General features: G+C 42.1%; 19 protein-coding genes and 4 pseudogenes. 16 read left to right on the top strand and 7 right to left on the bottom strand.

Annotated features, from left to right (window positions below):
* Positions 1–33: 33 nt before the first annotated feature.
* On the bottom strand, positions 34–777 hold the full coding sequence (gene rph / locus Xets_RS20465; protein ID WP_099132943.1) for a ribonuclease PH: 744 nt from the start codon (positions 775–777) through the stop codon (positions 34–36).
* Positions 778–901: 124 nt separating this feature from the next.
* Between rph and Xets_RS20460 the strand changes: the two genes are divergently transcribed.
* From Xets_RS20460 to Xets_RS20450, 4 genes and pseudogenes are all read left to right on the top strand, one after another.
* Complete coding sequence (locus Xets_RS20460; protein ID WP_099132942.1) at positions 902–1765, top strand: YicC/YloC family endoribonuclease; 864 nt, start codon at positions 902–904, stop codon at positions 1763–1765.
* A gap of 188 nt (positions 1766–1953) precedes the next feature.
* Positions 1954–2154, top strand: a pseudogene (locus Xets_RS22700) (Arm DNA-binding domain-containing protein); the annotation flags it as partial.
* Between the two features lie 552 nt (positions 2155–2706).
* Positions 2707–2886 carry a toxin-antitoxin system protein gene (locus Xets_RS20455; protein ID WP_187652496.1) on the top strand — a complete coding sequence of 60 codons (180 nt, stop codon included), beginning with the start codon at positions 2707–2709 and terminating at the stop codon, positions 2884–2886.
* A 610-nt stretch (positions 2887–3496) separates the two neighbouring features.
* A pseudogene (locus Xets_RS20450) lies at positions 3497–3814 on the top strand (KilA-N domain-containing protein); the annotation flags it as partial.
* A gap of 414 nt (positions 3815–4228) precedes the next feature.
* Here Xets_RS20450 and Xets_RS20445 read toward each other — a convergent pair.
* Both Xets_RS20445 and Xets_RS20440 read right to left on the bottom strand, forming a co-directional pair.
* Positions 4229–4729, bottom strand: coding sequence for a hypothetical protein (locus tag Xets_RS20445; RefSeq protein ID WP_187652495.1), 501 nt, complete (start codon positions 4727–4729; stop codon positions 4229–4231).
* A 45-nt stretch (positions 4730–4774) separates the two neighbouring features.
* Complete coding sequence (locus tag Xets_RS20440; RefSeq protein WP_187652494.1) at positions 4775–4912, bottom strand: hypothetical protein; 138 nt, start codon at positions 4910–4912, stop codon at positions 4775–4777.
* A gap of 477 nt (positions 4913–5389) precedes the next feature.
* Between Xets_RS20440 and Xets_RS20435 the strand changes: the two genes are divergently transcribed.
* The 9 genes and pseudogenes from Xets_RS20435 to Xets_RS28870 all read left to right on the top strand — a co-directional run bounded on the left by Xets_RS20435 (position 5390) and on the right by Xets_RS28870 (position 10529).
* On the top strand, positions 5390–5704 hold the full coding sequence (locus Xets_RS20435; RefSeq protein ID WP_187652493.1) for a hypothetical protein: 315 nt from the start codon (positions 5390–5392) through the stop codon (positions 5702–5704).
* Positions 5704–6237: a tail fiber assembly protein gene (locus Xets_RS20430; RefSeq protein WP_187652492.1), complete on the top strand. Its 534-nt coding sequence runs from the start codon at positions 5704–5706 to the stop codon at positions 6235–6237. Before Xets_RS20435 ends, Xets_RS20430 begins: the two co-directional genes overlap by 1 nt.
* 366 nt (positions 6238–6603) lie before the next feature.
* Positions 6604–6768 carry a hypothetical protein gene (locus tag Xets_RS20425; protein WP_167366730.1) on the top strand — a complete coding sequence of 55 codons (165 nt, stop codon included), beginning with the start codon at positions 6604–6606 and terminating at the stop codon, positions 6766–6768.
* 3 nt (positions 6769–6771) lie between these two features.
* Positions 6772–7014, top strand: a complete 243-nt coding sequence (locus tag Xets_RS20420; RefSeq protein ID WP_187652491.1) for a hypothetical protein — start codon at positions 6772–6774, stop codon at positions 7012–7014.
* A gap of 47 nt (positions 7015–7061) precedes the next feature.
* Positions 7062–7397: a hypothetical protein gene (locus Xets_RS20415; RefSeq protein WP_187652490.1), complete on the top strand. Its 336-nt coding sequence runs from the start codon at positions 7062–7064 to the stop codon at positions 7395–7397.
* A 5-nt stretch (positions 7398–7402) separates the two neighbouring features.
* Positions 7403–7942: a hypothetical protein gene (locus Xets_RS20410; protein WP_187652489.1), complete on the top strand. Its 540-nt coding sequence runs from the start codon at positions 7403–7405 to the stop codon at positions 7940–7942.
* Positions 7943–8245: 303 nt separating this feature from the next.
* Entirely contained in the window at positions 8246–8806 is a 561-nt protein-coding gene (locus Xets_RS20405; protein ID WP_255430717.1) for an RNA polymerase subunit sigma-70, read from the top strand.
* A 65-nt stretch (positions 8807–8871) separates the two neighbouring features.
* A pseudogene (locus tag Xets_RS20400) lies at positions 8872–9177 on the top strand (terminase TerL endonuclease subunit); the annotation flags it as partial.
* A gap of 1280 nt (positions 9178–10457) precedes the next feature.
* The gene (locus Xets_RS28870) at positions 10458–10529 is read left to right on the top strand and encodes a DUF1240 domain-containing protein (RefSeq protein ID WP_370588282.1); all 72 of its coding nucleotides are present in this window, start codon (positions 10458–10460) and stop codon (positions 10527–10529) included.
* Positions 10530–10718: 189 nt separating this feature from the next.
* Here Xets_RS28870 and Xets_RS20390 read toward each other — a convergent pair whose 3' ends face one another.
* The gene (locus Xets_RS20390) at positions 10719–11570 is read right to left on the bottom strand and encodes a TPM domain-containing protein (RefSeq protein ID WP_187652487.1); all 852 of its coding nucleotides are present in this window, start codon (positions 11568–11570) and stop codon (positions 10719–10721) included.
* A 299-nt stretch (positions 11571–11869) separates the two neighbouring features.
* Complete coding sequence (locus tag Xets_RS20385) at positions 11870–13282, bottom strand: MFS transporter (protein WP_187652486.1); 1413 nt, start codon at positions 13280–13282, stop codon at positions 11870–11872.
* 94 nt (positions 13283–13376) lie between these two features.
* Between Xets_RS20385 and Xets_RS20380 the strand changes: the two genes are divergently transcribed.
* On the top strand, positions 13377–14036 hold the full coding sequence (locus Xets_RS20380) for a metalloregulator ArsR/SmtB family transcription factor (protein ID WP_187652485.1): 660 nt from the start codon (positions 13377–13379) through the stop codon (positions 14034–14036).
* A 96-nt stretch (positions 14037–14132) separates the two neighbouring features.
* Here Xets_RS20380 and Xets_RS20375 read toward each other — a convergent pair whose 3' ends face one another.
* Both Xets_RS20375 and fdhE read right to left on the bottom strand, forming a co-directional pair.
* Positions 14133–15782, bottom strand: coding sequence for an LTA synthase family protein (locus Xets_RS20375; RefSeq protein WP_187652484.1), 1650 nt, complete (start codon positions 15780–15782; stop codon positions 14133–14135).
* A gap of 115 nt (positions 15783–15897) precedes the next feature.
* A pseudogene (fdhE, locus tag Xets_RS20370) lies at positions 15898–16467 on the bottom strand (formate dehydrogenase accessory protein FdhE); the annotation flags it as partial.
* Between the two features lie 299 nt (positions 16468–16766).
* Here fdhE and Xets_RS20365 point away from each other — a divergent pair.
* Both Xets_RS20365 and fdhD read left to right on the top strand, forming a co-directional pair.
* On the top strand, positions 16767–18839 hold the full coding sequence (locus tag Xets_RS20365; protein ID WP_099132923.1) for a plasmid pRiA4b ORF-3 family protein: 2073 nt from the start codon (positions 16767–16769) through the stop codon (positions 18837–18839).
* Between the two features lie 178 nt (positions 18840–19017).
* A complete protein-coding gene (gene fdhD / locus Xets_RS20360; RefSeq protein WP_099132922.1) occupies positions 19018–19863 on the top strand; it encodes a formate dehydrogenase accessory sulfurtransferase FdhD in 846 nt (281 codons plus the stop codon).
* The last annotated feature ends 293 nt before the right edge of the window (positions 19864–20156 follow it).

Genomic DNA, 20156 nt, shown 5'->3' with positions numbered 1-20156 from the left:
AAAAGGCGACTCTTCAGCCGCCTGATTTATTTATTATTTTAATGGATCTTGTTCTAACGCATCTCGCTGCGCTTTGAAAATCGTATCCAATCCCTCTTTTGCCAATGAGAGCAATGAGAGCAACTCATCATGGCTGAACGGTTCACCTTCTGCCGTACCCTGCACTTCAATCATTCTGCCATCTTCCATCATGACGATATTCATGTCAGTTTCAGCCGCAGAGTCTTCGATATATTCCAGATCACAACGTCCTTCACCCTCAACGATGCCAACAGACACTGCCGCAACCATTGCTTTTAGTGGGCTTTCTTTCAGTTTGCCTTCTGCAACTAGCTTATTTAGGGCATCGACCAGTGCCACACAAGCGCCAGAAATAGCCGCAGTACGAGTACCGCCATCCGCTTGAATCACATCACAATCCAGCGTAATAGTGAATTCACCCAGCTTTTTTAAGTCGATGGCAGCACGTAATGAACGTGCAATCAGGCGTTGGATTTCCATCGTACGGCCCGTTTGCTTGCCTTTAGCAGCTTCGCGCGCATTACGGCTATTGGTTGCCCGTGGCAACATGCCGTATTCGGCGGTGATCCAACCTTGTCCCTGGCCTTTCAAAAAACGGGGAATTCCTTCTTCAACGGAGGCATTACATAACACTTTGGTATCCCCAAATTCCACCAGAACAGAGCCTTCTGCATGTTTGGTGTAATGACGGGTCATTTTAATAGGACGCACCTGCCCTGCTGACCTTCCTGCTGGACGCTTTCCTACTAAGCTCATAGTGTGATCTCCGTTGTTCGTACATTTTAGGGGCGCATTATACGGCCTAAAGCGGCGAATGCCTATCCTGCATCTACACAGAGCGCTATAATCCGCACATCATTTTATAAATTGGGAACGAATTATGATCCGTAGTATGACTGCTTTTGCACGGAGAGATATCAGGGGAGATTGGGGAAATGCAGCGTGGGAACTGCGTTCTGTCAATCAGCGTTACCTGGAAACCTATATTCGCCTGCCAGAGCAATTCAGAAGCCTTGAACCTGTCATCCGTGAGCGCATTCGTTCCCGCCTGACGCGCGGCAAAGTGGAATGTAACCTGCGTTTTGAGTTAGATACTTTTGCTCAAAATTCCTTGATCCTGAATGAAAAACTGGCAAAACAACTGGTTGAAGCAGCAAGCTGGGTTAAACAGAAAAGTAATGAAGGTGAAATTAATCCGGTAGATATCTTACGCTGGCCGGGTGTGATGTCTGCCGAGGAGCAGGATTTAGATGCTATCAGTGCACAATTGTTAGCAGAATTAGATCTGACGCTGAATGCTTTTATCCAGAGTCGTGAAACCGAAGGACAAGCACTCAAGACACTGATTGAGCAGCGTTTGGATGCGGTAACTGTGGAAGTGACTAGAGTCCGAGAACAAATGCCGGCAATTCTACAATGGCAGCGCGAGCGCTTACAGACCAAGCTGGAAGAAGCACAAATTCAGTTAGATAATAACCGCCTTGAGCAAGAGCTAATTTTATTAGCCCAACGTATTGATGTGGCAGAAGAATTGGATCGTCTGGATGCCCATGTCAAAGAGACACGTAATATCCTGATGAAAAAAGAAGCCGTCGGCCGCCGACTGGATTTTATGATGCAGGAATTTAACCGCGAATCGAATACATTGGCTTCAAAATCAATTAATGCGGATGTGACAAATTCTGCAATTGAGCTGAAAGTACTGATTGAGCAAATGCGCGAGCAGATCCAAAATATTGAGTAACGTTTCATAACATAGCAGAACATATCATAAAGCCAGAATACACCTTGTGTTGACTGGCTTTTTTACTATCAGAGCATTGCAGAGCAAATCACAATAGCGCATGATTAGCGTGTACCCAAAGGTGTACCCATGGCACATTTAGAAAATCATTTTGGGTACACCCCTACTTTTTTATTGGAGATTGCACAATGCCTAAGCTCACAGATAAAGAGATTAGGGCGTGGATAAAGTCAGGTGAGAAGTTCGAAGGGAGAGCGGACGGTAACGGGCTATATTTGCGCTTTAGAGAAATTGATCGAATCCCATCATGGCGCTTCAGATATAAATTGGCAGGAAAGTCTAGAACCATGAATTTGGGAACCTATGCTGACCTATCACTAGCCAACAGTTGATGGAACTCGCCCACTGTTTTATGTGCTGATGTATGCACCGGAGGATTGCCAGCCAGAAGAATAAACGCTTCACACAATGAGGAAAAAGTAGTGTGTCAAGTGTGTCAGGTCTGTATAAAAAATAACATTAATTTGATTTATAAGAATATTAAGTTAAAAAGCTGACACACTCTCGACACACTTTTAGGTATATCTGACACACTTTTCATCGAATCTGACACACTCGCTTTTCATGGATGGCAGTAAAGAAAAAAATCAAAAGTGTGTCAGCTCAAACTAAAAGTGTGTCAAAACGAGAGTTGAGTGTGTCAGGCGGTCAAAAATCATACCCATCAAAGTATTTGATTTAAAAGTAAATGTCTATTTTTTATACCGAACTTGGCACACTGACACACCTGACACACTGCTTTTTTGCACTTTAGAAAAGACATAAGCCGAAGTGGCAAACTATGATGATTTAGTGACCAAGTACGCGCGCGAGGAGAGTATAGATAGGTTCCTGCCGCTATCGTCAGGGCACACGACCAAGTACGCGCGCGAGGAGAGTATATGCAACAAAGCACGAAGAAACAGACGAACCGCTATTTTAATGGCACACCGACAACAAGGCTCATTGTGACCTGTGAGCAGTCCGTTATTGCGGCCGTAGACAGTCATATCAAAGGCAGCAGAGTGACACGGGGCAATCGTGCGGAGTTCGTCAGACAGGCGATCATAGAGAAGCTATAACGTGAACGTTGATGATTAACGGGCACGTTAGGGGTGATGATTTATGTACATAAAAAGGCGTGTTGCGACAGCCATTTAATCTTAATATTTCTTAACTCTTTGATGATTTTAGAGTCCATAAAAAGAGCATGGATTGAGTTTTTCAGCCCATAAAAAAGAGCAGAATCCTAACATTTCCTAACATTTCCTAACATTTTTCTGGTGGCTGAATCCTAAGTTTTCTTAAGGGAATGATAACAATTGATAACGTTCAAGTGATAAGTTTTGATAAGTGAATTCCTTAACTTCCAGTTACACAATTACCTCTAAATACCCGCGTTTTCCGTCGATTCTTACTGCGCAGTTTTAGCCGTTTCATTCTGCGCAATGGCTGAATACCCCGGCTTTTCTTGGGTATCATTTTGCGCAGTTTGTTGCTTTGCGCACCTTGCTTGCGCAGATGTGGCCTGAGTTTGCGCAGCAGGTTACAGGTACGGAACGAGTTTGCAATACTCCGTAAAACGGTTTTAATGTTAAGAATTGTTAGGATTTAGCGATGGGTGATTTGCCTGATTGGTCTGCCAAAAGAGGCTTTTACCTTAAGATTTCTTAGGATGATGAATACGGGCACTACAACCTGAACACATTACACAAGGCCAATGGCGAAGGTAAGAGCAAAACGCCTAACAAATGGTTGGAAACCAAGCAAGCCAAAGAACTTATTAAGCAACTCGAAGCTAAGTTATTGAAAACGTTCCAGACCCCGAATTTGGGGTCTGCTCAGAAAGCAATCAATGTTATCAATGGAGGAATGTCACCCGGCACATTCGCACATGAATTAATTGCAGTTTCCTATGGGGGTTGGATTCGCCCTGACTTTCAGCTTGATGTGAACCAGGCATTTATCGATTTCAAATCGGGAAAATCAGTACGTCCTATTCAACCATAACGGAAATCATTACAGTTGCCGCAGGTGGTTCAGGCTTGAGTTATACAATATTGGTCGGATTTTAACCCGCAGCTTTCGGCGGGTTAATCGGACGAAGATTTGACTGATTCGGAATGAGCGAAAAATTTCGCTGATATTTAATGCCTTGTGTGCCTAATTCTTTCACTGCTTCCGTTTGAAACGGAAGGATGCCTGACCAGTAGAAGAGTTAAAGGTGAGAAACCCCACCTTTAGATAACTTGTTGATTTTGCGTAATTACCGCATAGGATGGGAATTCCGGTTCTCTGCCGGAAATAAGGAATATCAAGGGGTTGGGTTAAAGGGAAGGATTGTTCCATTTAACCTTTTAACCAACTCAAGATATAAAAAGTGAGATTCCTCGCCTTGTTGCATAAAACTTAAAGTTACCGTATTCACCGAACAAGGAATTCTACATTTATATCTATATTCGATTCACTTCCGTAAACTTTAATTTGATTGCAGTTGGCATCTTCATTACAAATAGCGCTCTTAACTATATCTGAGCACCCTTTAATTTGTGTATACCACCCTGAATCGTATCCATGCTCAAAGCTTAAAGTACAACTCACAGAGCCACTAGAAACAGCCCAGTCAACCCGTTTGGTTATACGTGTACAACCACTAAATAAATTATCATTGTCCTGTAAGTAAATACTTTGCTGGTTACCAGACTCAATATTTATCTGATCTGCACCACTATCGTACATACATTCAGTGCTTTTTTTAACCATCATAAGGCTGTTTTCAGAAAAAGAGGAATTTTTTACTTCCATATTATATTCAGCAGAAAAAACGGGCTGTTTTTCTATATTAATATTTTCTTCAACTGCAAAGGCTGAAGACACTAATAAATAAGATAACATGACTGGAATTGCGCTAGATATAATCTTCATGTCATTCTCCTTTCCTAATGAAATCATTAAAAATAGAAATTAGTATTACTTCACCGTGAATGGAGTACTAAGATGATAATCGCCAATACCAATATCAATATCAATATCAATATCAATATCAATATCATATTGGCTTGGATAAATCGGACATTGTTTACTATCCAGCTTATTAACTTCAGACATAAACACCTCACTTTATTATTTGTTAAAGGTCATTTCGTTCTTCTGTTAACTCACCAGAAACCTTACTTCGGTCAAATTTCAATCTCAATCGGATTACGACTATAGCAACGCTTATAATTTGAAAGGTGATGCGTGATTTGGTGAGGTGTATATTTGAAGTTTGGTTCCGAATACCCGTTATTGAACGTAGAGTATTAATTGTTCCGTTATGGAAATTTCCATATCTGATTATTCAATAATCTATGCAGCCTTTTTATTGCTTTAATTTTCATCAACAGTGAGACGATTTTTATTAATGCCCCGCCTGCTATTCTATGCCATCCTACCATCAAAATATGCCTCAAATTGAATTCAAGCCCTATTCCCCAATATTGATGAACCGATTTTATTGATGTTCACCGGCGGAGAAGTCTCCCACCGCCTTCATGTTATATGTTATTTAGCAATGTGTATTGTTGATTAGATGAGGGAATGAATATGAGTACTCAAGACAGCAATATCTCTGTAGTGGCTCCAACAATAGAAGATGTTAAAAGAGCAATTGAAGAAGTAACTTCTTTGATGGATGAGCGTTTCGCTAAACTTGATGCTGATGGTAAATATATCCAAGATATTCGCTTAGGTTCAGTGGAAAGCGCGTCAGTTTGGAAAGCATATGGATTTTCTGATTTTCCACCATATGTTATTACTGGTGTTATTAATCATAATGCTGATAAATACATTGATTCTGTTTATCGGCGCCCATTGCAAAAATTAGTTAATGGAGTTTGGTATAATATAGGATTTATATAATGTTACACTTCAGAAAATTCTCCAGATATCCTCCAAGTAATGAAGATGAAAAAGAAATTGAAAAAAAATATAAAGCAATATTTTATCGCAGTGAAGATAATCAGGATTGGTATGCATGTATTTCGAAATTCAATAACGACACGTATAAAATAAAGTACGACTCTAATGGTATAATTGTTGCGATAAATAAGGATGCTTCATCAATATGCCCTGAAAACGGAAGCATTGTTGAAGTTGAATTATTACCTGATGACATTGATACTCTGGGAAATTGGCAGTATTCAAATGGTAGCATTAAGTTGCGGAACTATACTCAAGATGAACTTATTGCTCATGCGTATGAACATAAGAAAAAATTATTGAGTAAAGCGAATGCTGTAATTATGCCTTTAGAAGATGCTGTAGAGCTTGATATATCAACAGTTCAGGAAATTACTGAACTAACAAAATGGAAACGTTACCGAGTACTACTCAATCGGATAGATTGCACTACTGCGCCTGATATCGTATGGCCTGAACAACCGAAGGAATGACAAGGTATGCAGCTATGTATTAGCCGTATACCAACTAGACACGGACGTCTAATCAATACCCTTCGTAAATATCACATACCCGCACCACCTACAGAACGCAAAGATTTGTCAGTATCCTGTCCTCATGTTTCCCGTGTCAGAGCAAAGGCTTTACCTGATGAATAATAAGCCCCATATTGATTACTCACTCCTCAGCGCCCTTTCATCAAACCTCATTAAACGGCGGTATCTCATGATATTGCCGCTTCCTGTCTGCCCTTAATTTATAGTGAATTTTATTGTTTCTTATTTTGCATCATTAGTTTGATTTGTTGCATATATTGCAATAATATAGCTGTATAAATTATCAGCTATTGAGGTATGGGTATGAAAATCGATAACAAGGCCATTTTACTGACTCGTCAGCAGATGGACGCGCTACGAAAGATACAGCAGGACGAATACAGCCGCTCAGAACTCGGCATTAAACCCACGCTTCACGAAGTGGCTCGCAAATTAGTAGACAAGGCTTTATCACAGACAGGAAGATAACAAATGGCAAATTACACTATGTCGAATTTATTGGGATTAGGCCGCTTCAAACGTAAAGCAGCTCACAAAGACACAACCGCGACAAACTTTAGTCACCTGTCAGCGTGGGCTGATGATGATTCTGGACACTACACGACCGAACCGGCACAGGAACTTGCTACGGATCTCATCACTGAGCAAGACAACCAGCCCGCACCTATCAAAAAGCACAGCAGGGGGCACAATGTCGCTGTATCGGAATCGTAAAGCTCAGGGAAAGTTACCGCCACCTTAGCCGATACACCACACGCAAGATGAAAGCTGTCTGTTCAGGCTGGGAACTGTTAGACGGGGAAGATAAGAATCTGGAAGCATTCAACTACAGCTTAAGAACCAATGATGCGAACGGGTATCAGGCATCATTACGGGCAGCAAGTGAGAAGCTGGAAAAATATATCGAACCCATGACAGAGGACGAGATACAGGCATTAATCCAACGGACGGGTGACTTGATGCGCCGTAACAATCCTCACTCACCGGAAAGCATTGCAGAGCGTCAACGGCAAGAGGAAGAGGAAAAGCGCAAGGTTGAGGAAGAACGGGAACGACCAAAAAGGCGAAGAGATAATTTAACTAATCCTATCAGGTGACAAACATGAATAAATCTAGCGGCATAGAACGACTTAAAATGCTAAAGGAATGCATTGATTCAGTATTGTACTGTATTGAAACTGCTCAACGGGTCGGTAGCGAGGCTAAAGCTGAAAAAATAGCAGAATCAACTCTCAAGATGCTGCCTCTCTTTCACTCTCAGAAAGTAGAAAAGTCACAACAACAGCAGCATCGGGTAATAAGCCTGGATGGGGCTTTGATCTCAGGTGGTGACTATTTTGAGAAGATGTCTTTTGTTAGTAGTTGTATCTCGTGTGCAAAAGATGAAGGAGTAAAGTTTAGGGAGCAGTCAATTCTGAAACGAACCCAATGCTCTGAAAAATACCCAGTGACATGGATTATCCAGCTAGGTGCAAAAGATGCGTTGTTTAGCCGCGTTACAAACGGGCGCATAGATGAAGATTACGCGCCCGTTAACAGACAAAAGGCTAATGTCTATGCGTCAGCTATTTTGAACGATCTTGAACCACCAAGACATCTTCAGAAGTCCGATAGACCGACTGGTCAAATTCAATCTGAATAAGGTTATCGTCTCGTGGAAACGACAGAGACAGGCATTCAGACGGTGATAGTAACGTCGCGTAACTTTCGGGTCCTTCTGAAAACCCTTATAAATCATGGGCATTGCGCGCCGCGATATTTCACTAGTTTTGAACTTTTGAATTTGTGTCCCATGTCCCATTGAAAATATTTTATATAACTGTTTTTTAATCAACTAATTATGTGATTTTTGGTGTGTATTTTGTGTCCCATTTGTGTCCCCGAAATTGGGGACATTCACGTAAAAATGTCCCACCAATGTCCCATTTAAAATGGAGTATGTCCCATGTCTACTATGACCATTGGTAAGTATGCAAAACATGTCGGTGTGAACCGTAAAACAATTTCACGATGGATCAGGGATGGAAAGTATATTGTGATGTGTGGTGATGATATTGACGTGGAGGCCAGCGACAGAAATATCAAACAGTATCGTGACAGTCAGGATCCACGTATACAGAATGCCAAGAAGCCTATCAGCAACACAGAGAGTTTTCAGGCGCGTGCCGAATCAGTCTACACCTCGCTGACATCGGGTGATACACAGGTACGCCCATTGGAAGAGTCCAAAGCCATTAAAGAGCACTATCTGGCGGAACTGGTCAAGCTGGAGCACAGCATCAAATCCGGTCAGGTGTTACCGTGGCGGGATATGGTGAACAAAGTTGGTGAGGAATACTCACGGATGCGAACCCGATTGATCGCTATTGCCCCTGAACATGGCCCTCGCCTGAGAGCCTTGGCAAGCACATCAACGGATGCAGAATTTGTAGCAGCACTGCAAGAAATCATCTATGAGGCAATGGAGGAGTTAAGCCTTGATGACGAGGCCGTTACGGGGTGCTAAGGGCTGATATGCCCGCCAGTGAGAAACAGTCCATACACACCACACAGCCAACGGGAGGGCTTGAAATTAAGCGGTTCCCGCAAACCTATATGCGGTATAGTCCCGTAGCCAAATCCGCCGAAGTCTTTGTTAACCGCAAAATCATTCGTCACAATGGCAATCCGGTGCTGGCGTGGGCGATGTCCAATGTGGTGATGGAAACAGACGTGAACGCCAATATCAAGCCGAACAAGAAGAAATCGGCAAACAAGATTGACCCTGCAATCGCGTTCCTGATGAGTTTTGGCACATGGCAGGCAGAACATGAAGAGTTTGCTTTTAGTCTCAATGAGGAGCAGAAGCGGTGGCTGGCTGACTTTGACGGTATTTAGATAACTTGTTGATTTTGCTTATTTCCGGTACAGGGGCGAAAATTAAGGGAATCAAGGAGTTACGTAGAGGTATTTTATAACCTATTGATTTTACTTATTTCTGTCACAGAGCCAGAGATTAAGTAAATCAAGGCGTTAACCAACTATTGAGGAAATCCCTATCGTTGCCGTAGATGGTCAAAATCGTGACCATCTCAAGATGGAATGCCCCACTTAGGGTATAGGGGAAATCACCATACCTTTTAGCAGGGCAAAGCCCTAATTCGGGCTTTGGTGATAACCCATTGATATTTAATCAGACGCCAGATTTGGCGTCTGGTCATCGTGTAACTGACCCACTAATTGTAGGTCAGTTGCCTTGCTGCATGTTTACTAACTACCCCTCTTTAAGAGGTTCAGTTTGTGCCGACGAAATTCGTCGATGCAAAATCCAATATCCGATAATCGGACTTTGGGTGTAACTGACAGTTAGTCAGTCGCAAATGGTCTTGAGCGTAACCGAGAGTTACTTACAAATGGCTTTGTACATAAATGACATTTACTCACAATTTTAGCGTTAGTCAGGCTGACTCACAGAATTTGCGCAACTCATTAAGAGGTGCGTAAACTTTGCGTGTATCTTTTAGCGACGCGGTTAATTTGCAGTCATTATGTAGTGGAGTACAAAAAGCAACCACACCTCTTAAAGAGGGTAGCCTAGCAGGTGAAAAATAATTTTCAGTTGCTCTCAGTCAATTTGACCGTTAGGGACAAGAGTATGGGTAGTTTACATTAGTGATTATTATTGTAGTAAATCCACCAGCGAACACATTTTTATCAATTCAGAGGTACACTCCTGTTTAGCGTGTACCCAAGGGTGTACCCCTAGAAAATATTGAATTACAACAATCCAGCATTCATACGGGTTTAAGGCCTATACTCAATGAATAGATCCAAACGTTTCTTAGCATTTCAGAGAAAATCATAAAGCCAGATATATATTGTTATATCTGGCTTTTTTACTGTCAGAGCATTGCAGAGCGAATTACAATAGCGCAGCGCATGATTAGCGTGTACCACCAGCGATCATAAAAGCTATTTAGTGGTACAAGGCCATTTTTTACGTTGGAGATTGCACAATGCCTAAAATCACCGATAAAGAAATCAGGACGTGGATAAAGTCAGGCAAAAGGTTCGAAGGGAAAGCAGACGGTAACGGGCTATATCTATGCTATCGAAAAACCTTTAAACATATATGGCGCTTTAGGTGGATGGCAACACATTTTTATCAATTCAGTGGTATAGTTACATGTGATAAAATATCGTGGATGTCTCCAACAACTTACGTAAAAAATTTATCACTGTGTAAATGAAAATTTTTATAAATATCATGTTTTCCTCTGTTTAGCCTCTAAATCTCAGAGGCTTTTTAGCTATTTTTCATGATGTTAAATAATCCGAATTCCCCAGAGCTAAATACAGAGAAACAAAATATCCTGCAAATGCGGTGAATAACGGCAACAGATGGGGATAATCTCCCCACCCAATCAACCAAAAACAAATTACCAATCGCCTGAAGCACCACCACCATCACTGCTGCCACCGCCACCGGAAAAGCTATCATCCCCGCCACTTTCTGGACGCTCAGAGCCAGAACCACCAAATAAGCCGCCAAAGAGACCGCTGAATAGGTTTTTCAATAATGACCATACCGTAGAAATAACCAAAAACACCAGAATCACTGGTAGCAGAAGGATTAATAGATAAAACTCTGCCGGAATGGAAGAAAACAATCCCACCAGGGTCAGTAGATAGGTTCCTGCCGCTATCGTCAGGGCACACTTAAGGAAACGCTTAAACCAGTGTCCCTCGCGAAAGACTTTCATTGGCAAAAGGAACAGACTGATTAGCCAAAAAAACAATAGTGCGGCAATGTCTTTGCCAGATATCTTGCTGAATGTGCCGCCACCCTCTTCTGAGAAAGCCGATGTCACTTTCGTTATTTCTTCATCGATCCCTGTTTGTTTAGACAGTTTCAGCAATGTATCAACTGAATTAATCGCATTACTGATACCCTCAAAATAAGCATTTTCTTTGAAAGCCGGCTTCACCTCTTCACGTAGAATACGTGCGATCTTGCCATCGGTTAATTTCCGCTCTAAACCGGAACCAACTGCGATACGCATTTTGTGGTCATCAGAAGCGATCAAAAACAAGATGCCATCATTGCTTTCTTTATTACCCAACTTCCATTTATCAAATACACGGGAAGAAAATTTCTCAATCGTATCACTGCCAATAGTCGGGATAATCAGGACTGCCATCTGTACTTTTTCTTCAGATTGCAGTTTTTTTAATTGGCGGGTCAGGCGTTGGTTCTCTTCTTTCGTCAGAACTTTAGAGATATCTGCCACACGCTTGCTTAACGCTGGAACATCAACAGTTATTGTCTCTTGTTTTATCTCTCCAGCCGATACATTGCTTATCCCGATAAGCAATAAAAATAGTATAAAAAAATGTTTTATTATAGAAATACAGCTTATTTTCGGTTGTATTATTCTGGCGTTACAACCATCCTTTGGTATATGGGAAATTATTAACATCAAATATCCTTAGTTCTGATATCAAGCACCACTATTATACGGATATCTCCCATCACACGTAATCAAGAAAACGGCATTACTTTTTTATGAAAATGCCGTTGATAATAAATTTATTCTTCTGCCTTAATTTTCGCTGATTGAAATGCTGTTAATAATGCCAATATTGGTGCAATGGAGAAGAGTAAAAATAGCCAATAAGCAGAAGAAGCAGCCCCTTCAACGCCTCCTGGCTGATAAAATCCAAATAAATTGACGGTCATCCCCCCCAACGCAGAACCAAATGCAGAGGCAAATAACTGTATGGTGGTAATGGATGAACCAGCGATGCTTTTATCCGCATCACGGGAAACCTGCAAAATGAGGGTCAAAAGATGAGGCCAACCGAATCCAACCCCAAAACCAAACACGCCTAATCCCAGGATTATCGGTAGTATAATCTGCCACTCCCCTACTGACTGGTATGGCAGCAACACAAGCAACAGCAACATGCCAACCAACATGAAGACAGGACCACTGACAATTGCAAACCGCATCTTTGTCCCTTGCCAGCTAGCACTGAGTACTTCTCCTATAGTCCAACCCATTGCCACGGAAGCAACCATGTAACCAGAAGCCAAAGGGGATTGTCCATGCAGAATTTGCAAAAAATAGGGAATAAAAACATCCCCCGATAAACCCACTACCAATAGAAATATGGTAGTGAATAAAACCAAATGAGGAGAACGTAAACTTAGGGAATTTTCAGGCAATAACCTTACTGAAGCTCTACGCTCATAACTGATCAATAAAAAGATTAATATTACAGCCGCAACAATGCCGAGAATGTTGAATCGAACATCTGGTGACAAACTGCCAGAAGAAACCGCCAGTACTGCTGCTGACAATAGGATCAATTGCACAATAGGCAATGCTGTTTTGGTTTTATTCTGCGCCTCTGTTTTAGGTAAAATCAGGTAGGTAAATACGACATAACACAGAATAACGGGAAGCATAATGCCAAAAGCGTAACGCCATGCATTCATTTCAGCAAAAACACCACCAATAGCTGGCCCTATTAAAGTCGCAACTCCCCACATCCCTGAAACCAACGCTATAGCTCGAGGCCAAAGTGATTGAGCAAATACAAGATTAATCATCAAATAGGAAAGGGCAAACAGAAATCCACCGCCAAGGCCCTGAATGGTTCTGCCAACCAGCATCACTTCCATTGTCGGTGCAAGAGTACAGAGTAAGCTACCGATAAAAAAGATCAATGATGCAATCAGATAAGCATTTCTTGCGCCCAGAGCACTCAACAACCTCGCAGAAAGAATGGAACCAATAATCGATGCCACGACAAACAATGTCGTATTCCAGGCATAGAGGTTCAATCCTCCAATATCATTGACGACAGAAGGCAGAATAGTAATCGCAATTAAGGTATTAATTGCCATCAATACCACGCCCAGTGAAAGTGCTATCGCACTCAGTGCATTTTTGCTGGAAAACAGATCCCTCCAGCGGCTTTCCTCAGTCATTATCATAATTTTTGCCCTGAACACAGGTTGAGTTGTGAAAAGTCTTACGCTAAATTAAACAAGATAAATCTTGGAATAAATTAATGTCGGGATCAACAATATGTCAAGCGATGACTTGGAAAATAGTATAATCGTAGGGCAAACAGTGAGTGAAAAGCTACTAATTTTGCTAAAAACTCAAGGTGCCTTACAAGCCTCTGATGCCGGCAAATTATTGGGAACAACTGGAGAAGCAGCCCGTCAGCAATTTGTGAAAATGGCTAAGGAGGGATTAGTTGAAGCAAAAGCAGAAACAAGGGGAGTTGGGCGTCCAGTACAGCTTTGGCATATCACAGAGAAAGGCCATGCCAAATTTCCTGATGCCCATGCAGAGTTAACAACGCAATTGATCTCGATTATTCGTAATCAGTTGGGTGAAGATACTATGGATTTGATTATCAGCGCTCGTGAAAAAGAGGCTTTTTCCAACTATAAAAAGGCGATGGAAGGTGCTACAGGGTTACAGGAGAAGGTTGAGCGTCTGGTTTCGATCCGCTGCCGAGAAGGCTACATGGCTTATTATTCTGTTGAAGAAAATGGCGATATTCTGTTTTTTGAAAACCATTGTCCAATTTGTGCCGCCGCCAAATTGTGCCAAGGCTTCTGTCGGACAGAGCTGAAACTGTTTCGGGAGATCCTGCAAGCCAATGTGGAAAGAACCGAATATATCCTTAGTGGTCACCGCCGCTGCACTTATCGCATCACCGCCGCACATCCTTAATATAACTGAATAGTTTCACGAATAGCTCCCATATCGTAGCGATATATCTATAACACATCCCTTCTGTCAGCAGCATCACCGACAGAAGGGATAACATTATTCCTTGCCTGCCGCTTCCAACTGCTGGTAAATATAATGCTTATAACTCTCTACCAGTGCACTATCCTGACAATCATTTAAGACACCATCACACAAATGGCGCATGATCATATTTGTTTGGTAAAACACCGGGGCCGACAAGCGGGCACGTTCCAGAATCATTCCGCCGAGGAAGGAGATATCGGTCAGTTTGCCTGTTGTTATTGACGCTCCCTGTTTCAGGTTATCCCGCAAAGTAAACTGAGTCACATGTGCTGGATCAGGTAACAAAGAGTTATAGTGACCAAAATTGATGTTTGGTTGATGATCACCAAAATAGAGGAAAACAGTAGGCTTGTTACGATTGGCAACGAATTCACTGAAATCTCTGATGGCAGGATCAGATGCCACGATTTTTTCCATGTAATGGCTAAATTTACCTGCCGCCGTTGCAGAATTAACTTTACCAGTCAAACCATAATCATCATGATGGCTCTCTTCATAAGGCCCATGTTCATACATGGTCAGAGAGAAAATAAAAATCGGCTTGTCTGTCTCCTTAGCTAAGATAGTTTTCACATAAGACAACATGTCTTGTGTCGGGATTTTCCACAAATTTTCATCCATGTCTGCGGGGTAACCTAACTCCTGCGGTTGGATAATTCGATCAACACCCAGTGTCTTGTAAGCATGTCCCGCATGGTAAGCGGACTTATTAAATGGTGTCAGAACAACCGTGTAATAACCGTTGTCTTTCATTGCCCGGAACAGGCTGTTTTTCAGGTGATCAACGACAAAATAAAATACCGCATTTTTACGTGAACCAAAATCATCCGTATTCAATCCGGTTAAAACGGAGAATTCAGATAACCAGGTTCCGCCACCAAAGGTTTGTACCCTGAGTGGACTTTGGGCACTGACACCCGCATCACGCCGGAACATATAAAGATCTGGCAACTGCACATTGGCAGGTAATTGGTAAATATGGGGATTGACAGTGGACTCTTGCAGCAATACAACTACATCGGGTTTAACCTCTGACTGAGGTTCAGGCAACGTCACTTGTTTCGCCCGCTGCAAGAAATAATCAGCAGATGATCCGAATTTTGGTGGCTGATATTGTGCATCCGAGGCAGACATCACCATATTGGTCACCGTTCCCCGTCCCTTCGGTAATTCCCCTTGCCATTGAGCATGATAGGCACTAACCGTTAGATTGACACCCCAGGCACTCACAACCATCAAAACGATACTGGTGAAGCGCCATTTGATCCCACGCGCAGAAGGTACTACTTTCCAGCTCAATATTATGTTGAATATCAACCAGATAAGCATCACCACTACAGCAATACCTGCCAGCCAATAATGGCGTAAAGTCTCTTGGTTTGAAGGATCTAACATAACATTCAAATCAGAAAACATCAGTTGTTCTTTGTAGTAATGGATTTTTATCTGGTTGAGGAATTTGAGGATGATAAATAAGGTGCCAGTTAACACTGCCGAAAATAACCAGCGTGCTGAAACTAAAAAAGCCAGGCCAAAGATGATGCCGAATACGCCGACAGACACCAGTGCAGGATAAATATCTCCACTTTTTTCGAACACTAATATCAAGGAAGCAATCAACAACAATCCAAGATAAATCCTCGAGATTATCTTCTTTTTCATACTCTATTGAATTCCACACATGAGTTCCGTTTGCCAACCCGATGGAAAATAGCACAGATTGTCACAGATACTGTAAATAAAATGCTAAAAAATTCCCTCATCCCGCAGAACGTGCAAATTCGCTTTCACACAGGTTACAATGCAAGTAACGCAATCCCTGGTGAGTACCGATTTGCACCACACTGGCAACCGGCATACTGCCACAGACCGGACAAAACTGGCGATGTTCTCCATATTCCGCCCGTGCCTTGCCTGGGATCAAACTGGCCATTTGTGTCCAATAGACAGATAACGCTACCCAAACAAACAACGCCTGATCAGCACTGACCTTGCTAAACTCATTATTAAGCAGTGCGTTCGCCATCTCTTCTAACTCTTGCGCTGAATTTTTTGCCAGATTTTCGAGGGTGGGTTTCACATGTTCAGGTACAGTAGGCAGTAACTCTGCAATCAAAGAGCGCAGGATATTTTGCCAATGCTGAGTACGACGTAACGTTTTACAATCCAGTGGGACACGATTTTCTTGCGGAGAATGACCAAGAAGCTCCTCCAATTCCATCTCCAGCGGATTGTCATACAATGCTTTTTGCTGTGCTTGTGCTATCTCTGCCGCAAAATTCAGGTAACTTGAAAATGGATTGCTTTCTGTCGCTAATGTTTTCAGGTTGACAAACAATATAATGGGGGAATAGGAGCAATGCGATTACTCATTATCTTACCTTCTCGTTATGTTGATTGTACGTCCCAAGTCATCTTACCCTGCCAAACAACGGAATAGCATTGCCAGATCCTGTCGATTTCAAATTACAGACCACAAAGCAGTAAGTTGGAAAATAACCCGGATAAATTTCAACACAAACTTACTGGCCTTACAAAAATTCAGGTTAGACTATTGGTAATTGCAAAGGGGGAAAGGTGGATTTGACGGCATAGATCACCAGCCCTCTTCTTGGTTGAAATATCGATATATTGAAGAGGTTGATAATGAAATTAACACCTGAAAAATTGCTATCTGCAATAGAAAAATACGCCCATACTCCTGAGAAACAGCGTTCTTTAACCCAAACACAGATACAATGGTTTTCCGAGCCAGAAAACGTCTTCTTGTTGATTAGCCTGGTGTTAACGCTACCTAAAGAAGCGATGACGGAGATAGGGGACAGCATTAATAATTGGCTTGAAGTTGCCATAGCAGAATTTGCATTAACAACAAACAAATTGTCTGCTGAGACCAAACAACTGTTTGAAGAGATCATTGAGCAAATTTTGGTGAATACCAAAGAAGAGTTCGAGATCAATAGCGAATGCGTATTGTTATGTGTATCGATCCTGAAAAGAAATCAGTTTCATATCAGAACTGACATCACCCAACTCCTGGATATCCTCCAATATGCTGATAACACCAACATAGCGACTTTTCCGGCAAAATCCCCAAACTTAAGCCAACTATTTAAACAGTTTGAAATTCATTTAGGCATTGAATTCGTCGACTTTTTTGAGAGTGGTCTTTCCGTCGTTCCTCATGAAACCTTACCTCATCTATTGACAGAAGTCGCCAAGCATTCATGGGGTATGGATGCCCTGCTATTACTCACTCAATACTTTGAAGAACCCATTGCCCTTGCCTGTGCGCAAGCATTGGACGATTGCCCTTCCTCTGCATGGGCAAATTTATCCTACCTGCAACTTGTTAATCTGTGTGCACGGTTTAACCGCCATCCTGCCATTCATTCCTGTTTTAAGCGCTGGAAAAAAAAGGCGATGTCGCACCACAATAAGGTACGGGAAACAGCGAAGATACACGAATTATATGTCACTCATGTTGATGGAAATGACTGTGCCAGCATGATGATGACAATCACGCTGGATGGTCAAGAATATCAAATGAATATGATGCTGGATTTCAAATCTGGTATCCGTGAGAGCTTACTGAATATTGCTCCTGAGAGAACCATCCCCGAACTGATTGAAGAGTTAAGCAATAATGAGTCTTATGTTGACTTTACTCCGGTCTCCCCTGACTGGCTGCAACAAATTTTACCGTGGATACTTTCAGTTCAGCAAAATAAAAACACTCCGCTCGATCTCGACTCACTGTATTGGTTGTCACAACTTCCCGTCGAATGGACACAGCCAGAAGCATTTGAACTTGAACACTGGAGCCAGAAGTTCGGATATCAAGCTGATCCGAAGCGACAGGATCAGAATCGCCTTGGCATGACGATGGGTTCATCATTAATACTGTCTTGGCTGGCGCCGGAAGAATGCTTGTTGAAAGCGAAAAAACCCAGGGATTTATTGAAGCTCTATTATTATGCAAACCGCGAGCTATTTACTGAACGTCTGACTTATTCCGCTTCAATCGAACAATACAGATTGCCATCACAAGCCCCATATTGGGTAGAACAATATTTAGATTTAGCCTATGCCCTCAGAGACCCTGCATTAAACCGCAAAAAGTTTGCTTTATTTGATACTTTGTCTGAACTCAGCTTTGAATATTTCTACATGGAACAAGAGGAAGAGATTGAACCGCAGGGTTTGGTTCTCAAAGTGAGTTTACTTGATGCTACTCCAGCCGTATGGCGTCGGCTCCGTGTCAGCAATCAACTAACACTAAATGAATTTCATGAAGTGATACAAAATGCCATGGGCTGGGAAAACGCTCATCTATTCCGTTTTAATATTGCAGGAATCGACATTCCAGAAGAACATTATGATCAAATGTGCATCGGTGCATTTCTGTTTGAAGCTGGAGATGAACTCAACTACCAATATGATTTTGGTGATGATTGGTTCCATCAAATAACAGTAGAGAAAGTCCAGCAAAAAGATATTATCCAGCCTGAAGTCACCGCAGGTAATGGCATATGTCCGGCTGAAGATTCTGGTGGCATTTGGAATTGGAACTATTTGCTCAAGTTGAGAAGAAAAAAACTCCTGACTGAAGATGAAGCAGAGCAATTAGAATTTGTGGGATTATCCCCAACCGAGTCACTGGAACCTTTTGATAAACAGCAGGTTAATAAGAGGCTCAAGGCATTCATCAATCACTAAAAGTCAATAAACCGGAGGAGAAAACGGCCTCCGGTTTCCTTCACTTTTCTGAGAACGACGATATCTATTTTCGACTGCTAATCGCTACCTGAATAAATCAGCATGTGGTAATAAATTAATGAATCGTTATATATCCACACGAACAGTATTATGAATCAAACTACAGGGAAATTCATGAATGGAAAATGAAAGGTCAGAAAATAAGTTAATCATGGAAGGAATCAACGGTGCTTCTCGCATTAATGTACAACAAAAAAACGCCAAACAGAGTGACCGATTGGGCAGTCCAACGCCGGATTGGGTGGCCGAGGAAGTGCCTGTCGCATTAGTCTATAACGGTATTTCCCATGTCGTGATGATGGCGAGTCCAAAAGATCTTGATCATTTCGCTATCGGGTTTTCCTTGTCGGAAGGGATTATTACATCTGCGCAGGAAATTCGGGGGATTGATTCAATAGTTAGCTGCCACGGTGGTATTGAACTGCACATTGAGCTTTCCAGCCGTCGTTTTGCGGGATTAAAAGAGCGACGACGCAATATGGCTGGGAGAACGGGTTGCGGTATTTGCGGCACAGAACAACTCGCAGAGATCTTTCGCCCAATTACGCCCCTGCCTTTCACCCAAACGTTTTCGCTCTCCTACCTTGATACTGCGCTTGCCCAATTACCACATGTTCAGGAAATTGGCGCGTTCACTGGCTGTACCCATGCGGCGGGTTGGATTGACCCAGAGAGCAAATTGCTTGGTGGTTGTGAAGATGTTGGCCGCCATGTTGCACTGGATAAGTTACTGGGAATGCGAGCTAAAACAGGCTGGCAACAAGGCGCTGTGTTGGTTTCCAGCCGTGCCAGTTATGAGATGGTGCAAAAATCAGCTAATTGTGGGGTAGAAATTTTATTTGCCGTTTCTGCTGCAACCTCACTCGCCATTGAAGTCGCACAGAAATGTAATCTAACGTTGATCGGATTTTGCAAGCCAGGACGGGCAACAGTATATACCCATCCTCAACGATTAGTGGATTAATTGAAATCCACAAATCCATTCCATCCTCAAAAAATAACTTAATTTCAATCAACTCACCGCTAATTTGCACAAGCAATGAGATTAAACAAACAAGAAACATCATTATAACTTATGGTTTACAGCGCTATTTAGCCAACATACATTTTAACGCGATGCTCGACTTTTATGGTGAGTTGAAATGACATAGCCGCTCCTTTATAACTTTAAGTTGACAAACAAAGAGAAATAAAGGAACAAAAGGCTATGTCACAACAAGATTTTATCATTTGGGTGTTTTGTTGGGTAGAGGATAA

The sequence above is a fragment of the Xenorhabdus sp. TS4 genome (assembly GCF_014467265.1).
GTDB lineage: Bacteria > Pseudomonadota > Gammaproteobacteria > Enterobacterales > Enterobacteriaceae > Xenorhabdus > Xenorhabdus ehlersii.
The sequence above is the reverse complement of the archived record's forward strand: the minus strand, read 5'-3'. Positions and strand labels throughout refer to the sequence as shown.